18 protein-coding genes are annotated in these 17,246 nt (G+C 68.5%); 14 read left to right on the forward strand and 4 right to left on the reverse strand.

What is annotated here, in order from left to right:
• Window position 1: 1 nt before the first annotated feature.
• Window positions 2–1,210, reverse strand: a complete 1,209-nt coding sequence (locus tag BOSE125_RS03465) for an LLM class flavin-dependent oxidoreductase (protein WP_159549945.1) — start codon at window positions 1,208–1,210, stop codon at window positions 2–4.
• A 194-nt stretch (window positions 1,211–1,404) separates the two neighbouring features.
• Here BOSE125_RS03465 and BOSE125_RS03470 point away from each other — a divergent pair, with 194 nt between their 5' ends.
• Both BOSE125_RS03470 and BOSE125_RS03475 read left to right on the forward strand, forming a co-directional pair.
• Window positions 1,405–1,971 carry an LURP-one-related/scramblase family protein gene (locus BOSE125_RS03470; RefSeq protein ID WP_159549948.1) on the forward strand — a complete coding sequence of 189 codons (567 nt, stop codon included), beginning with the start codon at window positions 1,405–1,407 and terminating at the stop codon, window positions 1,969–1,971.
• 38 nt (window positions 1,972–2,009) lie between these two features.
• Window positions 2,010–3,434 carry an MFS transporter gene (locus BOSE125_RS03475; RefSeq protein WP_159549951.1) on the forward strand — a complete coding sequence of 475 codons (1,425 nt, stop codon included), beginning with the start codon at window positions 2,010–2,012 and terminating at the stop codon, window positions 3,432–3,434.
• 43 nt (window positions 3,435–3,477) lie between these two features.
• On the opposite strand, the gene BOSE125_RS03480 is transcribed toward BOSE125_RS03475, so the two are convergent.
• On the reverse strand, window positions 3,478–4,050 hold the full coding sequence (locus BOSE125_RS03480) for a dienelactone hydrolase family protein (RefSeq protein ID WP_159549954.1): 573 nt from the start codon (window positions 4,048–4,050) through the stop codon (window positions 3,478–3,480).
• Window positions 4,051–4,058: 8 nt separating this feature from the next.
• Window positions 4,059–4,910 (reverse strand): TetR/AcrR family transcriptional regulator, encoded by an 852-nt coding sequence (locus BOSE125_RS03485; protein ID WP_159549957.1) that lies wholly within the window; start codon window positions 4,908–4,910, stop codon window positions 4,059–4,061.
• A gap of 73 nt (window positions 4,911–4,983) precedes the next feature.
• Between BOSE125_RS03485 and BOSE125_RS03490 the strand changes: the two genes are divergently transcribed.
• Both BOSE125_RS03490 and BOSE125_RS03495 read left to right on the forward strand, forming a co-directional pair.
• The gene (locus BOSE125_RS03490; protein WP_159549960.1) at window positions 4,984–5,871 is read left to right on the forward strand and encodes an ATP-binding cassette domain-containing protein; all 888 of its coding nucleotides are present in this window, start codon (window positions 4,984–4,986) and stop codon (window positions 5,869–5,871) included.
• Window positions 5,868–6,695: an ABC transporter permease gene (locus BOSE125_RS03495; protein ID WP_159549963.1), complete on the forward strand. Its 828-nt coding sequence runs from the start codon at window positions 5,868–5,870 to the stop codon at window positions 6,693–6,695. Before BOSE125_RS03490 ends, BOSE125_RS03495 begins: the two co-directional genes overlap by 4 nt.
• Here BOSE125_RS03495 and BOSE125_RS03500 read toward each other — a convergent pair.
• Window positions 6,658–9,129: an FtsK/SpoIIIE domain-containing protein gene (locus BOSE125_RS03500; RefSeq protein WP_159549966.1), complete on the reverse strand. Its 2,472-nt coding sequence runs from the start codon at window positions 9,127–9,129 to the stop codon at window positions 6,658–6,660. The two genes, BOSE125_RS03495 and BOSE125_RS03500, sit on opposite strands and share 38 nt — an antisense overlap.
• An 828-nt stretch (window positions 9,130–9,957) precedes the next feature.
• Here BOSE125_RS03500 and BOSE125_RS03505 point away from each other — a divergent pair.
• The 10 genes from BOSE125_RS03505 (at window position 9,958) to BOSE125_RS03550 (ending at window position 17,244) form a co-directional block, all read left to right on the forward strand.
• Window positions 9,958–11,181: a CpaF family protein gene (locus tag BOSE125_RS03505; protein WP_159549969.1), complete on the forward strand. Its 1,224-nt coding sequence runs from the start codon at window positions 9,958–9,960 to the stop codon at window positions 11,179–11,181.
• The gene (locus BOSE125_RS03510) at window positions 11,181–12,032 is read left to right on the forward strand and encodes a type II secretion system F family protein (RefSeq protein WP_159549972.1); all 852 of its coding nucleotides are present in this window, start codon (window positions 11,181–11,183) and stop codon (window positions 12,030–12,032) included. The genes BOSE125_RS03505 and BOSE125_RS03510 overlap by 1 nt, the downstream gene beginning before the upstream one ends.
• The gene (locus BOSE125_RS03515) at window positions 12,033–12,968 is read left to right on the forward strand and encodes a type II secretion system F family protein (protein ID WP_159549975.1); all 936 of its coding nucleotides are present in this window, start codon (window positions 12,033–12,035) and stop codon (window positions 12,966–12,968) included.
• Between the two features lie 66 nt (window positions 12,969–13,034).
• Window positions 13,035–13,244: a hypothetical protein gene (locus tag BOSE125_RS03520; protein WP_159549978.1), complete on the forward strand. Its 210-nt coding sequence runs from the start codon at window positions 13,035–13,037 to the stop codon at window positions 13,242–13,244.
• 38 nt (window positions 13,245–13,282) lie between these two features.
• Window positions 13,283–13,627 carry a TadE family protein gene (locus BOSE125_RS03525; protein WP_159549981.1) on the forward strand — a complete coding sequence of 115 codons (345 nt, stop codon included), beginning with the start codon at window positions 13,283–13,285 and terminating at the stop codon, window positions 13,625–13,627.
• Window positions 13,611–14,108, forward strand: a complete 498-nt coding sequence (locus BOSE125_RS03530) for a hypothetical protein (RefSeq protein WP_159549984.1) — start codon at window positions 13,611–13,613, stop codon at window positions 14,106–14,108. Before BOSE125_RS03525 ends, BOSE125_RS03530 begins: the two co-directional genes overlap by 17 nt.
• Window positions 14,109–14,116: 8 nt before the next feature.
• A complete protein-coding gene (locus tag BOSE125_RS03535) occupies window positions 14,117–14,593 on the forward strand; it encodes a pilus assembly protein TadG-related protein (protein WP_159549987.1) in 477 nt (158 codons plus the stop codon).
• Window positions 14,594–14,602: 9 nt separating this feature from the next.
• Window positions 14,603–14,842, forward strand: coding sequence for a hypothetical protein (locus BOSE125_RS03540; RefSeq protein ID WP_159549990.1), 240 nt, complete (start codon window positions 14,603–14,605; stop codon window positions 14,840–14,842).
• Window positions 14,843–14,911: 69 nt separating this feature from the next.
• A complete protein-coding gene (gene prfB, locus BOSE125_RS03545; protein WP_159549993.1) occupies window positions 14,912–16,027 on the forward strand; it encodes a peptide chain release factor 2 in 1,116 nt (371 codons plus the stop codon).
• Between the two features lie 149 nt (window positions 16,028–16,176).
• Window positions 16,177–17,244, forward strand: a complete 1,068-nt coding sequence (locus BOSE125_RS03550; RefSeq protein WP_159549996.1) for a 2,3-butanediol dehydrogenase — start codon at window positions 16,177–16,179, stop codon at window positions 17,242–17,244.
• Window positions 17,245–17,246 lie beyond the last annotated feature (2 nt).

A 17,246-nucleotide genomic window follows, 5' to 3' on the forward strand; every position in this document is an offset into this window, starting at 1 on the left:
CTCAGTTCTCCTTCGTGCTGGTGCTGGTGCTCGGGGCGGCGTCAACGGTGGACGCAGCGGCCTGGGCGGCCCGTTCCTGCGCATCCCTCCAGGCCTGTGAGCCCTCCTTGCCACCGGGGACAGGGGCCTCGCCGCGCCGCGCCCGCTCCACGAGGAACTCGTGGCTCGGGGCCTCGGGGACGTCGGCCGGCTTCAGCGCTGCGAATTCCTTGCGCAGGACCGGCAGGACCTCCTCGCCCAGGAGGTCGAGCTGCTCCAGCACCACGTCGGTCGGCAGGCCGGCGTGGTCCATGAGGAACATCTGGCGCTGGTAGTCGCCCACCCAGTCGCGGAACTCCAGCGTGCGCTCGATGACCTGCTGAGGGGAGCCCACGGTCAGCGGGGTCATCTTCGTGAACTGCTCCAGGGACGGGCCGTGGCCGTACACGGGGGCATTGTCGAAGTACGGGCGGAACTGCTTCACGGCGTCCTGCGAGTTCTTGGCCATGAAGGCCTGGCCGCCCAGGCCCACGTAGGCCTGGTGGGCCTGGCCGTGACCGTAGTACTCGTAGCGCTGGCGGTAGAGCTGCACCATCTGGATGATGTGCTCCTTGTTCCAGAAGATGTTGTTGTGGAAGAACCCGTCACCGTAGTAGGCGGCCTGCTCGGCGATCTCCGCGGAACGGATTGAGCCGTGCCACACGAACGGCGCGACGCCGTCCAGCGGCTGCGGGGTCAGCGTGAAGTCCTGCAGCGGGGTGCGGAAGCGGCCCTGCCAGTCGATGTTCTCCTCGTGCCACAGGCGGTAGAGCAGGTGGTAGTTCTCCACGGCCAGCGGGATGCCCTGGCGGATGTCCTTGCCGAACCAGGGGTAGACCGGACCGGTGTTGCCGCGGCCCATGGTCAGGTCCACGCGGCCCTCGGCCAGGTGCTGCAGGTAGGAGTAGTCCTCGGCCAGGCGCACCGGATCCATGGTAGTGATCAGGGTGGTGGCGGTGGAGAGGATGAGCTTCTCGGTCTGAGCCGCCAGGAACGCCAACAGGGTGGGCGGGTTGCCCGGGGCCACGAACGGCGGATTGTGGTGCTGGCCGGTGGCGAAGACCTCGAATCCGGCCTGCTCGGCGTGCTTCGCGATCTTCACCGTGTCCTTGATCCGCTGGTTCTCGGTGGGGGTGGTGCCGTTGGTGGGGTCCGTGGTGATGTCGCCGATGGTGAAGATGCCGAACTGCATGGTTGCTCCTTGCTGGCTTCCAGGATGGCCGCCGGTGGGCCTCGTGCTGAGTATTCCAAATTTGAATCATCTGGTCCAACGGTGGGACGCCGCGGACTATTCCCTGCTCTGCTCCCTGCTTTGTTCTCCTGTCTTCGCTGGTCCACACCGCGCGTCCGGTTGGACCGTGCGGCGGAGGAGGGGAGACTGGGCGCATGAGCCCCACGAGCAGCTTGAGCGACCAGAACCTGTTGGTGATGCAGCAGGTCACCGGCTTCATGTCCAACGACTTCGCGATCGAGAATGGCGAGGGAAGCGTGGTCGCCCACGGTCACACGCGCGGCTCGGCGGCCTCACGGATGTTCCGCGGCAACCGCCAGTTCGAGATCCAGGACCTGGACGGCACCCCGCTGTTCCGCGTGGAGGATCCCATGACCTTCGGCCGGGATCGGTACCGGGTCACCGGCCTCCTGGGGGAGCCCATCGCCGAGATCGTCCAGCGGATCTCCTTCTTCCGCACGTCCGTGGCGATCTCCGTGGTGGACGGCACGGACCTGCAGCTGGACGGTTCGCTGTCCGGGTTCTCCTTCCGGCTGATGGCGGGGCAGGCGCCGGTGGCCAGCGTGGACCGGAAGTGGGCCGGGTTCGGCAGGGCCATGTTGGGCCGCAGCCGCTATGCGGTGGAACTGGATCCCGGCATGCCGGAGGTGGTGCGCTACGCCGTCATCGGCAGTGTGATCGCCTTGGACCTGATCCGGGACAAGGCCAGCAACAACAACTGAGCCGTGCCCCCTCGGCTACGCCCGGGTAACCTGATTCCGTGAACTTCGCCGCCTACGGGCACCTGCTGCGGGACGTGCGCATCCGCCGTGTCCTGGGCGTGGGCTTCATCGCGCGGTTCCCCAATGCGGCCACGGGCATCATCCTGACCCTGCACGTGGCCGTAACGATGGACCTGGGCTACGGGGCGGCCGGCCTGGCCGTGGCGGCCATGACGCTGGGCATGGCCGTGGGCTCGCCGTGGCGCGGCCGGCTGGTGGACCGGCTCGGACTGCGCCGGGCCCTGGTGCCCTCCGTGGTCACGCTGGGGGCGGTGTGGACGGCCGTGCCCTTCCTGCCGTTCCCCTGGCTGCTGTTCGGTGCCTTCCTCGGTGGGCTGTTCGCCCTGCCCGTCTTCTCCGTGGTGCGTCAGTCCATCGGCGTGCTCACCCACGGTGCGCGGCGCGAGACCGCGTTCGCCCTGGACTCGATCATCACCGAGACCATCTTCATGGTCGGCCCCGCCCTGGGTGCCGTGGTCGCCACCAGCTGGTCGAGTGCCTGGGGGCTGGGGATCATCGGCTGGTCCGCCGTGGCCGCCGGACTGTACCTGATGTGGTTCAACCCGCCCACGCGCTCCTCCCAGCTCGGGACCTTCCTGGCCCGGCCCGGTACCGAGCGTGAATACTCCGCCGAGGAAGACCTGCGGCGGGCAGTGGACGGCTCCGTGCAGGGGGCCCCGGCGCACCTGGACCTCACCGCCACCGAGCTGGCCACGGGCGCCCTGCCGGTGATCCGCTCCACACCCCAGCACGACGCCGGCCCGCACCCAGATTCCCGTCCGCACCCGGGTTCCGGTTCGGGTTCCCGCGCGGACTCGCAGGCCGCGGCTCGGCGCGGGCCGCTGGCCCGGCTGCGCGCCTCCTTCGGCTGGCTCAGCGGCACCGCGCTCGCGGTGCTGGCCGTGTCCCTGGGCTCCGGGATGCTGATGTCCGGCACCGAGGTGGCGATCGTCGCGGAACTGGAACGCTCCGGCCAGGCCGCCCAGGCCGGCGTCGTGATCGCGTTCTGGTGCGGGGCCTCGGCAGTCGGTGGCATCCTCTATGGGGCCATGGGCCGGCGGATCTCCCCGTTGCTGCTGCTCGCACTCTTCGCCCTCGGCACGCTGCCGATGGCGCTCGTGGACGGCATGTGGGCGCTCGCCGTGGTCTCCCTCATCTCGGGACTGTTCACGGCTCCGACCCTCGCGGCCGCCTCCGCCCTGATGTCCACCGTGGTGACCGAGGAGCGGCGCGGTGAGGCGCTGGGCTACTACGGTTCGGCCATGACTGCCGGCGCGGCGCTGGGCGCCCCGGTCTCCGGTGCCTTCATCGACGGCATCTCGCCCGAGGCCGGGTACCTGTTCGCCGGACTGATCGCCCTGGCCATGGTGGGCCTGGCCGTGGCGGCACGTTTTCTCGTGCGGCGGCGCCGCGCGCGGCGCTGATCTGCTTCCTGGTGCGAGCCGGCTTCCGGTTCGACCCGGTGACTCAGCCCGAGACGCGCTCCAGCGTGGCGAGCGTCCGGGCCAGGACCAGCTCGGTGGCGGCGGGGTCGAAGTCCGGGTGTCCGTGCTCGGTGAACAGGTGCTGGTCGCCCGGGTACTCGTAGAGCTCGGCGACGTTCCCGGCCAGTCGCCAGGCCACCGGTCGGTCCTCTTCGCCCCAGGGGTCGCTGCTCTTCAGGTGCAGGTCCAGCCCGACGCCGTCCGGCCAGCGGGGTGCGAAATGGTCCACCGGCAGCGCCGCGGAGACGGCGATGCAGGCGCGGGCTGACGGCCGCGTCTGGGCGAGCCGGTAGGCCGGCATGGCGCCCAGGGAGATGCCGAGGAAAACCGTGGCCCCCGGGTGGGCGGCGGCCGCCTCGTCCGCCCGCTGCAGGATGCCGTCCACGCCCACGTCCTGCTCGGCGTGGGCCACCCCTTCCTCGATCGTGCCGAAGGTGCGGCCGGCGAAGAGGTCCGGGGTGTGCACCGTAGGCCCGGCCTCGGCGAGTCGACCGGCCAGCCAGCGGACGCCGTCGGTCACTCCCAGGGCGTGGTGGAACAGCAGGATCTCAGTCATGGTGAGGATTATTCGTCAGCGGCGGCGCGCGCGGTACCACTGGCGGCCGCGGTGGTGCCCCGACGGGCGAACAGGGCGTCCACGCCGGCCGTGATGAGGTCGAGGCCCATGGAGTATTCGGCCTCGACGTCGGCCGGGTCGGCCGGCTCGGTGGCGGCGTGCTCGGCAGCGTCAGGTCCGCTGACGCCGTCGGTGCCATCGATGGGGTCACCCATGAAGCCGCCGGTCGAGACCATGGCGGCCAAGTGGGGAAAGTCCTCGGGCGTGATGACGGTGGAGAGGCGTTCCAGTCCCTCGGCGGTGAGGGAGAGTCCGCCTTCCACGGCGAGGGAGCGTTCCAGTTCCACCATGGACATCACATGCTGCGAGATCAGCAGGATCACCCCCAGTTTCTCTCCGTCGTCCAGGTCCAATCCGGCCAGTGTGGCCAGGCCCAGTTCGGCGGCGCGCATGGTGTTCGGCATCAGCACGGCGGCCTGGTCGCGAGGGAGATCCATGAGCCAGGGATGCGATCGGTAGGACAGGCGCACCAGATCCGCCCATGTCTTGATGCCCTCCGGCCACGTGTCCGGCAGCCGGGTCTCCACCGGGACCTCGACGGCGGCATTCTGCATGAGGCGCAACAGCTCGTCCTTGCTGCTGACATACCGGTAGAGGGACATCGTGGTGAATCCGAGTGACCGCGCCACGGAGGCCATCGTGACGGCCGTGAGGCCCTCCTCGTCGGCGATCCCCACGGCGGCCTCGGCGATCCGACGATGGTCCAGGCCACGGGCTGGTCCACGTTGCGGGGTCTCCAGGAGGCCCCAGGCTGCGGCGACGGCGCGGGGCAGCCCGCCCTCCGTGGTCTCGTTTCCCATCTGAGCATCTTCTCATTCACCGTGGGAGACCGGCGCACTGGTGACGCGTGACTGTGTATGGCATACTCAGTGTATGCCATACACAACTCAATTGGTCGACGTTGACGGCCTGACCCAGTCGTTCGGCGACCGCCAAGTCCTCCGGGACCTGCGGGTGAGCCTGCCCCCCGGCATCCATGCCCTGCTCGGACCGAACGGCGCCGGCAAGACGACCCTGATCAACATCCTGTCCACGCTGATCCGCCCGGATGCCGGTCGAGCCCGGGTGCTGGGCCTGGATGTCCAGGCCGATCGAGCGCAACTGCGGCGCAAGATCGCCCTCACTGGCCAGTACGCGGCTGTCGACGAGGCCCTCAGCGGCATGGAGAACCTGGACATGATGGGCCAGCTCTTCGGTCTGTCCCGTTCAGCAGCGCGACGCCGCGGCGGGTTGCTGCTGGAGCAGTTCGGGCTGACCGCCTCGAAGTCCGCCAAGGTCTCCACCTATTCGGGGGGCATGCGCCGCAAACTGGACATCGCCGTCAGTCTGATCGCCGAGCCGGAACTGATCTTCCTGGACGAACCCACCACGGGCCTGGACACCCGCAGCCGCCAAGCCCTGTGGGACGAGATCCACCGCCTGGCGGACCGAGGCACCTCGGTGTTCCTGACGACCCAGTACCTGGACGAGGCCGAGGCCCTCGCCGAGCAGATCCTGGTGCTCGACGACGGCCGGATCGTCGCCGAGGGAACGGCCGATGAGCTCAAGGAGCTCGTGGGCGGGGCCACCATCCAGCTGCACGACGGCGCCGGTCATCTGCGGGCCGAGCATGCCACAGACGGGTCGGCCGCAGACGTGTCCCGCACCCTGGCGGAACTGGCGGCCCAGCATCCCGACCTGGCCGTGACCGTCCGCAAGCCCAGCATGGACGAGGTCTTCCTCCAGCTCACAGGCCAGCCCACCGAAGGAGCCCGATCATGACCGCCACCGCGACCCCTCCCGCCACCGGTCCTGCCGCTCCCGTGACCGCCGGCACCGGATTCCTCACGTCTCTGAGGGTGTTCTCGGTCCGCAGCCTGAAGAAGTCCTTCCGGGACGGCGAGTCAATGCTCATGGCGATCCTCCTGCCGGTGCTCCTCATGTTGATCTTCACGTTCATCATGGGCGGGGCCATCGATGTGGGCGGCGGGGGAGGGCGAGAGGCCTACCTGGCCTATGTCATGCCGGCGGTGGTCCTCACGGCGGCCGGCTTCGGTGCCTCCTTCACTGCCGTGGTGGTCAGCCAGGACGTGACCACGGGGTTCATGAACCGGTTGCGGACCATGCCGTTCCCCTCGGTGACCGTCCTGCTGGGCCACACGGTGTCCTCCATGACCCGCAACCTGATCGCCACCGCCGTGGTCTTCCTGGTCGGCTTCGCGGTCGGGTTCCGCACCGAGGCCACGGTGGGGCAACTGCTGGCCGCCGTGGGGCTGATCCTGTTGTGGATCCTGGCCACCACGGTGATCTTCGCCCTGCTGGGCCTCGTGGCCGGCTCGCCGGAGTCCGCCAACGGCTACGGCTTCATCCTGTTGTTCCTGCCGTATGTCTCCAGTGGGTTCGCGCCCGTGGACACCATGCCAGGGTGGCTGCAGCCCTTCGCCGAGCACCAGCCGATGACCCCCGTCATCGATGCCGCCCGCGCCCTGATGAACGGCAGGGATCCAGGGGCCGATCCCTGGATCGCCGTGGCCTGGTGCCTCGCATTCATGGCGATCGCCATCTGGCTCATCGCCGTGGTGTTCCCGAGGAAAACGGCTCGGTGACTACGTCGGGGGCACTCGCCGTCAGCTGAACGGCGACGCCGGGAGCCGGGTGGTCCGGCGAGATCATGACCGCCCTCCCCGGAACCTCCTTCACCCGCTGCAACGTCGGCCACACCATCCGGTGCTCCGGGGTGGAGCCGGCCGGAAGGTAGAAACGCGTGGGAACCAGGCCCAGGATGCGACCACCGGCCAGTTCTCTGGCTCCGAACAGCGCGGCGGCCAGCACCTCAGGACCATGGTCCCGCAGGAGGGTGGCCAGATGCTCCTCCACCGTCTCGTAGCCCGTTCCGACGCGTTGCGCCGACCAACGCCCCCACGAGGTCACCACGAAATGGACGCGGTGACGCTCTGCCAGGTGGCCCCTGACCCGCTCCAGGAGGTCCGCCAGGTCCTGCGGGGTGGCCCGGTCTGCTGCGAGCACGCTCCAGGAATCCGGCGCCCTGAGCGAATCCGACAGGCCGTTGCCGTCCAGCACGAAGGTCGGGGTCGCGGGGTCCAGACGCGCGAGATGGTCGAGAACGGACCGCGCTGCCGCGTCAACGCCTCCGGTCGTGGTGCCGATCCAGGCCACCGGACCGTCCCGCCCCGGCAACCAGCGCACGGCGCGCTGCGCCCTCTCGTGGTGAAGATCGGCCAGGCCCACGATGGCGGCCTCCGGCAGCACCGACCGGTCCTCCGGCGTCGGGGTCCACTGTTCTGGGAGTGCGGGCATGACAGCCTTGGCGGGAACCGGCAGGGCGCGGGAGGCGGCTTCCGCGCCGATCCGTACCGTCAGGTCCCGCCAGGGTGCCGGATCGGCATCAGGCTCACCGTCAGTCCACCGGACCAGGCCCGGAGGGCCGGTCGCCACCGAGAACTGACCTGCCTGGAAGAGCCTTGGCGGTCCGCCGCCGTGCCTCAGATAGGCACGTCCCGGGGAATCGGCGGCGATCGTCACCGCGTCGGCAGTGCCCAACAGGTCCCACGATTCCTGCTCGGTGGCCGTGCGCAGGCAGATCACGGTGCCCAGATTGGACCGGACATCGGGGCTGACGGCGCCTTGTGCCCGCTGGGTGGCCAGGATGAGGTGGAATCCGAGTGATCGTCCTGTGGCGGCCAGCCGGGCCAGCAGTGCGGCGGCCCGCGGATGATCGTCGACGAGGATACGGAGCTCATCGATGGCCACCACCAGACGTGGCAGATCCGCGTTCGGGTGGGCATGCCGGTAGGCACGGAAGTCTGCTGCACCGGCGGCCAGGAACAGCTCTTCCCGGCGGCGTAGCTCGGCCGAGAGGGCATCGAAGGTGCGCAGCGACTCGGCTTCCACGAGATTGGTCTCCACCGACATGGTGTGGGGTAGCCCGGCAAGGACCGCAAAGGACGATCCGCCCTTGAAGTCCATCAGGACGAAGGACACCTCGGTGGGCGGATGGTCGGCGGCGAGGCCCGTCAACAAGGTGAGCAGCAGCTCCGATTTGCCCGAGCCGGTGGTGCCGGCGACGAGCAGGTGTGGCCCGTGGGCGACGAGGTCGATGGTCACGGGGTCTTCGCCAGGCGACAGCTCGGCCCGGAGGGACTCGACGCCCGGTTGTTCCATCAGGGACTGAGGCAGGACCAAGCGGATCGGGTCCCGGTCCGCCTCCGGTCGGTGTGCCGCGCCCATCTCGTCCAGCAACCAGGTTGCGGTCCGGGCGGTCATGCCGTGCCACCGCAGAGCCGTGAAATCCAGGCCTGCGAGCGATGCAACTCCGTGGTCCGCCTCCACCCGGTCGTCCTGGCCTGGCGTGCCGCCGGCCATGGCCTCGGGTTGTTGTCCACGACCTGCATCACAGAGCAGCACACGGTGCCATCCGGTAGGAAGGTCCCGGGCAGATGCCCCGGGCCAGCAGACGATGGTGCCGGCTGAGGCCTGCGACGCACCACCCCACGGGGTGTCACCCCGAGCCGTCCGCATCACCACGCCTCGGCCTGAGGCGATCGCATCACGGCACAACTGCACGCGCAGCCACTGTCCCATGGCCTGCAAGGTGGAGGGCTGCCCCGTGACGACCGTCGTCCGGCCGGGGAGCAACACCGAACTGACGGGCAGGTCCACTGTGGACCAGCGGGACCATTGGTCGCCCTCTTTCGCGGATTCCACCCGGAGGCGGGCGGTCCCGCTGCCCCAGCGGATGACCGGACCGTCCGTTGGAGCACCGTCCATGCCGAAGCGATCCACGGAGTCGGCCCGCGAGGCCAGAGCGAGGCGCCCGGGGGTGGGCGCCAGATCATCGAGCCGCGCGGTGATCCGCTCGGCATCGTCCCGGATCCGCCGGCCGTGGCGCCGAGACGCCGCTCGGTGCTGGAACCACATGACGGCCACGACGGCCACCGAGACGAGACTGAACAACAGGAAATACCACAGGCCGGTGACCACGGCCATGACCACTCCGATGACCAGGGGCCCGGCAGCCATGATGGCCTGGAGTGCCGCATTCGGTCGAGCTGGTTCCGGCCCTGGGTCCACGACCGGGTCCGGTATCGGTCGGATGGGTGACAGGGGGTCCGGCCGGCCGCGGACCAGTCGGAAGGTCGAGCTGCCTGCCGTGTAGGGCCGGTCCCCGGTCCAGATCAGGTGTGCAGGACGTTGATCCGTATCCGCTCCGGTGACGAGAACACCTTCCGCGTCGACCTCCAGCCGGAAATGCGGGGCGGACAGATAGGGATCGGTGACGAGCCATTCGGCATGATTCCGCCCCACGGTGAGTCCGGAACGAGGCAGCGGGGCCAGTCGGCCGGCGTCGGGACCGTCTTCGGCCACCACCGTGACATCCGGCCCAGGACCCCGGGTATTCGTGCTCTCTCGCGGGCGGGCGACCACGGTCAAGTGGTCCCGAGTGGGCAGCCGCCCGTCAGCACGCCGACCAGGCCGGACGGCGTCTCCATCGACGCCCGAGAAGCGGTATCCGGGGAATCGGTCGCGCAATAGACCGTCGACCACGCTGGCGGAATCAGGCCCGGCGATTGGCGGGCCATTGACCACCTTCCACCATTGGCCTTCCTTGGCCGGCAGGCCCAGTATTCTCAACCACACTTCAGGTTGACCTCCCGCACTGCTGATGTTCCTCACGCCAGAATGCCGTGAAGGCAGGTGGTCTGGGGAGCGGGTTCAGCGAGAGTGTGGATAACACGCCCGAAACATGGATATCCACAGTTCACTGGGGATGCAGTGGGTTGCGCGTCCAGAATTCTGTACGCTCAGTCCCAGGTTGAGGCCCGATCGGGTCGTCATGGAGGGGAAACCATGGAAGCCATCCGCATTCTCGAGGATGAGGTCCGCGAGCTGATCCGCCGACGGGGCATGGACCCGCAGCGCGAGCCAGAGGAGATGCGCCGTCTGGTGCAAGCTGCCACGGCGGACTATGACGCGCGCTCCTTGATCGGTTCACTGCCGCTGCTGCCTGACCGCGACGATGCGGAGAAGACCGTCTTCGACTCCGTGGCCGGTTTCGGCGCGCTCCAGCCCCTACTGGATGACGACACGGTGGAGGAGATCTGGATCAACTCGCCCACGGCCGTGTTCTGCGCCCGGGGCGGTGTGTCCGAGCTAACCAATATCTCGCTGACCGAGGAGAACGTCCGGGATCTGGTCGAGCGCATGCTGAAGTCCTCCGGCCGCCGCCTGGACCTGTCGTCCCCGTTCGTTGACGCGGCCCTGCCGGACGGTTCACGCCTGCACGTGGTCATCCCGGATATCACCCGCAGGCATTGGTCCGTCAATATCAGGAAATTCGTGGTCCGAGCCCATCGGGTCGAGGACCTGGTGAGGTCCGGATCCCTGAGCGCGGATGCCGCACGCTTCCTCGACGCGAGTGTGGACGCCGGATTGAACATCCTGGTGTCCGGAGCCACCCAGTCCGGCAAGACCACCATGCTCAATTGCCTGTCGGCCTCCATCGGCAGCCGGGAACGCGTGGTGACCGTCGAGGAGATCTTCGAACTCAAGCTGCCCTTGCGTGATGTGGTCCAGATGCAGTGCCGTCAGCCGAACCTGGAGGGCCACGGCGAGATTCCCCTGCGCCGTCTCGTGAAGGAGGCACTGCGCATGCGCCCGGACCGGCTGATCGTCGGGGAGGTCCGCGAAGCCGAGAGCCTGGACATGTTGGTCGCTTTGAATTCAGGCCTGCCCGGCATGTGCACGTTGCATGCCAACAGTGCATCGGATGCCCTGACGAAGATCTGCACGCTGCCCCTGATGGCCGGTGAGAACATCTCCCGGAACTTCGTGGTCCCGACGGTGGCGTCCTGTTTCGACCTCGTGGTGCATTGCGCGCGGGACCGCCACGGCCGCCGATACGTGGAGGAGATCCTGTCCGTCGGCAGCCGGGTGGAGGAGGGGATCATCGAGTCCTCGACTGTCTTCCACCGCGTTGACGGCCAATTGGTCCTCAGCTCCTCGGCCATGTTGGAGAACCGCAAACTCGAATCCCGGGGCTACGACGTGCGATCCGTGGTGGGGGTCGGCTGATGGCACTGTTCCTGGGTCTGATGCTGGGGGCCGGGTTGTTCCTGGTGTGGTGGTCGTTCTGGCCGCGCGGGGACAAACCGGTGGTGATCCGCCGGGACAGCAACCTGCGGCAACTGCTCGCCCGTGCCGGCGTCGAGCAGGTCGGCCCCGCCGGTGTGGTCGCAGCGATGATCGGCTGCGGAATGGTGGCATTGTTGCTGGTCTTCATCGTGACGCGGGCCCTGCCGATCGCGTTGTGCTTTGGCCTGTTCGGGGCGCTGGTGCCGTGGGTCGCGCTGAATTGGCAGGCGAAGAAGCGGCGCACCCTGCTGCGTGATGTGTGGCCAGATGCCGTGGACCACCTCCGCTCGGCCATCCGTGCCGGCCTGACGCTGCCCGAGGCTCTCATCCAGCTGGGGGACAAGGGGCCGGAGGAACTCCAGCCGGCCTTCCGCGAGTTCGCCCGGGACTACCGTTCGGGACTGCGATTCATGGATGCCCTGGACAACCTCAAGTTCAGGATGGCCGATCCGGTGGCCGACCGCCTGATCGCCGCCCTGCGACTGACCCGGGAAGTCGGCGGCGCGGACATCGGCAATCTGCTGTCCACCCTCGCCGAGTTCCTGCGCGAGGACGCCCGGACCCGCAGCGAACTGGAATCCCGTCAGTCCTGGACCGTCAATGCGGCTCGCCTGGCCGTGGCGGCCCCGTGGATCGTGCTCCTGCTGTTGGGAACCCAGCCCGACGCAGTACGCGTCTACCAGACCTTCACGGGCCTGCTGGTGTTGGCCGGCGGCCTCGTGGTCTCCGTCATCTGCTATCAACTCATGCTGAAGATCGGTGCACTGCCGGAAGAACAGAGGGTGCTGTAGATGACGACATTCTCCCTCGCCCTGGTCTTGGGACTCGCCCTCGGGTCCGGGCTGGCCCTCGTGCTGGTGGCGCTGCCCTGGGGGTGGCAGCCCTCGCTGGCCCGCCGCGTCGAACCCCAACTGAGGCACCATGCACCCGGCTCATCACTGTTGAACGAGCAACAGGTCGTGTCCCCGTGGGGCGCCCTGGGCAGGATCATGCAACCGGTGCTGTCGGCCGGCGTACGGCAGTTGGGACGGCTCAACCTCGGGCATCAGGCTCTCGAACGCAAACTGGATGCCGCGGGATCCGGCCTCTCCGTCCAGGACTACCGGGCCCAGCAGCTCATCGCCGCGGCCGGGGGAGCGGCATTGGGGGTGACCGGATGCGTGGCGCTCGCGGTCAACGGTGCCCTGAATCCGGTCATCGGCTTCATGCTCGTCGGGGTTCTGGCCGTGGTGGCCTTCTTCCTCAGGGACAACCTGTTGACCAGCCAGATCAATCGCCGTCGCGCGAGGATCCTCAGCGAGTTCCCCTCCGTGGCGGAGCTGTTCGCCCTGTCCGTCAGCGCCGGGGACAGTGCGGCCGGGGCCCTGGAACGCGTCGCCACCTCGGCCAGGGGAGAACTGGCCGGGGAGTTCTCCACAGTCCTGTCTGACATGCGCTCCGGATCCTCCATCCATGCGGCCCTGAAAGCGTGTGCACGCCGGATCCAGCTGGCGCCGGTGGAACGGTTCATCGAGGGGGTCCTCGTGGCCCTGGAACGGGGTACGCCGCTGGCCGATGTGCTCCGGGCCCAGGCCAAGGACGTCCGTGAGCTGTCCAAGCGGGAGCTACTGGAATCCGCCGGCCGCAAGGAGATCGGAATGATGGCGCCCCTGGTCTTCGGCATCTTGCCATTGACCGTCATCTTCGCCGTGTACCCCGGGATCTCGATCATGAATCTCGGATTCTGAACCACCACCCGCCCAACAGAATCACCCAGCCGACAATCGAACCGACAACCCATCCTGGAGGGGACCATGACAGACAAGACCGAACCGAAGTACCGGGCCCTGGCAGCCCTGACCGCCTTCCTGGGCGAGGCCCGTGATGACGAGCGGGGAGATGTGCCCGGCTGGGTGATGATCACTTTGATGTCGGCCGTGCTCGTCGCCGGACTGCTGGCCATCGCGGGCCCGGCTCTGACGGACCTGTTCAACCAGGCGATCAGCCAGGTCACGCAGAACTGACCGTGCCGAACGCGCGTGAGGGCGAACGTGGATCGGCAGTGGCCGAATCCGTCATGGTGATGGCGCTCCTCTCGATCATCTTCGCCGCGATCCTCCAGTTCGGCATCATCATCCACGTCCGCAACACGCTGATCGATGCGGCCAGCGCCGGGGCGCGGTACGGAGCGCTCGGGGACCGGACGCCCGACGACGGCGCGGCCAGGACCCGAGAACTGCTCGCCGGGTCGATTCCGGGCGGCGGCCAAGCCGATGTGTCTGCGGAGACGACGGGCGGGGACGGAACCACCATCGTCAGGATCACCGTGCGCACGCAGATGCCCATGGTCGGCTTCCTGGCCGGTCCCGTGGGATTGGAGGCCGATGGCCATGCCTACCGGTACTGACACGGCTCCGGGCACTACTCCTGGGACCGCTATCGACACCACGATTGACGCTCGGCGAACGGAATGGCGGGGAGAGGAAGGCTCGGCCACGGTGGAGTTCGTGCTCCTGGCCGCGCTTCTGCTGATACCGGTGATCTACTTCCTGATGCTGACCAGCCAGATCCAATCCGCGGCCTATGCGTCCGTGGCCGCTGCAGACCAGGCGGCCAAGGCGATGGCTGGAGCCCCCGATGCCTCCAGTGCTGCCGGCCGTGCCGACCAGGTCGTCGCCTTGACGCTGGGGGACTACGGGCTGGATCCCTCCGTGGCGCAGTCCTCCCTGTCCTGCTCCACCAGCCCCTGCCTGGAGCCCGGTTCCTCCGTGTCGGTGGAGGTGGCGATCCGGGTGCCGGTGCCGTTGTTGCCGCAAGGACTCGGCTGGGACGCCGCCGTCGCCACGGTCACCAGCAGCTCCCAGCAACCCGTTCCGAGGTTCGGATGAGGGCCCGGATGCCGCGTCAGGGCGAGGCGGCGCGGGACCGAGGCGTCAGCGTAGCCAGCGACGAGGGTCAGACCACGGTGCTGGTCGTGGGGCTGACGGTGGTCTGCCTGTTGCTGGCCACCGTGATCCTCGCCGTGACCACGGTCAACCTCGAGGCCCGCAAGCTGCTGTCCGCAGCGGATGGGGCCACTATGGCCGCGGCGGGCAGCTTCACCATCGCCATCGAGGAGGGCGGGGACGCCGGGCACGCCCCGGTGCTCGCTGACGCCGAGGCTGCTGAGGCGGTGGCTGGGTACCTGGCCGCGGCCGGTGCGCACGGGCGGTTCGATGGGCTCGTGGTGGAATCCGTCTCCGTGGGCGACGGCGGCCAGACGGTCGACGTGGTGCTGACGGCCACCGCCCGCCCGCCCATCGTGAACTGGATCGTGCCGGACGGCGTCCGGATCGTGGCCACCAGTTCGTCCCGTACCGCCTTGACGCGCTGAGGAGACTCCATGCCCGCTGACAACACCGAGAACACCGAGAACCCCGACAACACCGAGCACCCGGACCTGCAGCGCCTGCGCCGCTGGGAGGAGTCCGGGGGCACCTGGGCGGTGGCCGCCCGCCGGGCCACACCCTCGGGGGAGACCGTGACCCTCGCGCTGATGACCTGCGACGGTGGAGAGGAGATGGACGTCTTCTCCTCCTCTGATCCGGGGCTGGTGGAATACGTCTCGGGGGACGCCGACTGACGGGCGGACGGGCCGGCGTCGTGCCCCGGAACAACACCGGCCCCACCGCGCTGTAGGCTGGACCCCACCATGGCTGAGACTGACTACACCGCTGAAATCGCGCAACTGCGCTCCACGCTGTCCAACATCGAGCAGGTGTCGGACATGGAGCAGATCAAGGCGGACATCACCCGGCTGGAGGCGGAGGCCTCCGCCCCGGACCTCTGGGACGATCCCGAGGCGGCGCAGAAGGTGACCTCCAAGCTGTCCCACCGGCAGACCGAGCTCGAGCGCGTCGCCAAGCTGGAGCAGCGCATCGATGACATGGAGGTCCTGGTGGAGCTCGCGGCCGAGGAGGACGACGACGCTGCCCGCGAGGACGTCGCCAAGGAGCTCGAGGCCCTCCGCAAGACGATGTCCGACCTGGAGATCGTCACCCTGCTCTCCGGAGAGTATGACGAACGCGACGCGGTCATCACCATCCGCGCCGGTGCCGGTGGCGTGGACGCCGCCGACTTCGCCGAGATCCTGATGCGCATGTACCTGCGCTGGGCCGAGCAGCGCGGCTGGGCCACCAAGGTCATGGACACCGCCTACGCCGAGGAGGCCGGGCTGAAGTCCGCGACCTTCGAGGTCAAGGCCCCCTACGCCTTCGGCACGCTGTCCGTGGAGGCCGGCACGCACCGCCTCGTGCGCATCAGCCCCTTCGACAACCAGGGCCGCCGGCAGACCTCCTTCGCCGCCGTGGAGGTCATCCCGCTCATCGAATCGGACGACTCGGTTGAGATCCCCGAGGGCGAGCTGAAGATCGACGTCTACCGCTCCTCCGGCCCCGGCGGCCAGTCGGTGAACACCACCGACTCCGCCGTGCGCATGACGCACATCCCCACCGGGATCGTGGTCTCGATGCAGAACGAGAAGTCCCAGATCCAGAACCGTGCCGCCGCCCTGCGCGTCATGCAGTCCCGCCTGCTGCTGGTGCGCAAGGCCGAGCAGGACGCGAAGAAGAAGGAGATGGCCGGAGACGTCAAGGCGTCCTGGGGCGATCAGATGCGCTCCTACGTGCTGAATCCGTACCAGATGGTCAAGGACCTGCGCACCAATCACGAGGAGGGCAACCCCTCTTCCGTGTTCGACGGCGCGATCGACGGCTTCATCGACGCCGGCATCCGGTGGCGCGCCGGCGCCCGCCACGGCGAGGACTGATCACCCGGTCCCTCCGCCGGACGGACCCTGGTTCCCTGGTTCCCTTGTCCGCGCCGGAACACCCTGCCTACAGTGACCACGAGGTCCGATCCGGGCCGTGGGCCCGTCCCGGGCCCTCCCGTCACCATCCGCAGCAGGAGGCCGGCATCATGCGCGCAGCACGGTACTACGACGCCAAAGACATCCGCATCGAGGAGATCGACAACCCGACCGCGGGCCCCGGGCAGGTGCTCATCGACGTGGCCTGGTGCGGCATCTGCGGCACGGACCTGCACGAATACCTGGACGGTCCGATCTTCATCCCGCCGGCCGGGCATCCGCACCCCATCTCCGGGGAGTCGGCCCCGCTGACCATCGGCCACGAGATGTCCGGCACCGTGGCCGCGCTGGGCGAGGGCGTGGACGATCTGGAGATCGGCCAGAAGGTGGTGGTCGAGCCCTACGTGATCCGCGAGGAGCACGAGAACGACCAGGACTACCAGCTCTCCCCGGACATGAACTTCATCGGCCTGGGCGGTCACGGCGGAGGCCTGGCCGAACAGATCGCGGTGCGGCGACGCTGGGTGCATCCGGTGGCAGACCACGTCAACCTGGACGAGGCGGCCCTGATCGAGCCACTCGCCGTGGCCCACCACGCCTTCGTCCGGTCCGGGGCACAGGCCGGAGACGTGGCCATCATCGGCGGCGCCGGGCCCATCGGGGCGCTCACGGCCGCCGTCCTCAAGGGCGAGGGCCTCACCGTCTACGTCTCCGAGCTCTCCGAGCTGCGCCGGCAGCGGGTGCTGGACGCCGGCGTCGTGGACGACGCCTTCGACCCCCGAGAGGTGGACGTGGCCGCGAAGGTCAAGGAGCTGACGGGTGGCCGCGGCGCGGACGTGGGCTTCGAGGCCACCAGTGTGGACGTGGTGCTGGAGATGCTCCTGGAGGCGGTGCGCCCCGGGGGCGTGATCGTCAATGAGTCCATTTGGGGCCATGAACCGAAGGTCCCCCTTCACCAGCTCGTGCTCAAGGAGATCGACCTGCGCGGCACCATCGGGTACGCCTGGGACCATCCCGCCACCATCAAGCTGATCGAGGACGGCACCGTGGACGTCAAGCCGTTCATCACCGGCAGGATCGGCCTGGACGACCTCATCGACAAGGGATTCGACACCCTCATCAACCACAACGAGACTGCAGTCAAGATTCTCGTCTCGCCCACCGGGAAGGGGCTCTGAGC

The sequence above is a fragment of the Citricoccus sp. K5 genome, assembly GCF_902506195.1.
Taxonomy (GTDB): Bacteria; Actinomycetota; Actinomycetes; order Actinomycetales; family Micrococcaceae; genus Citricoccus.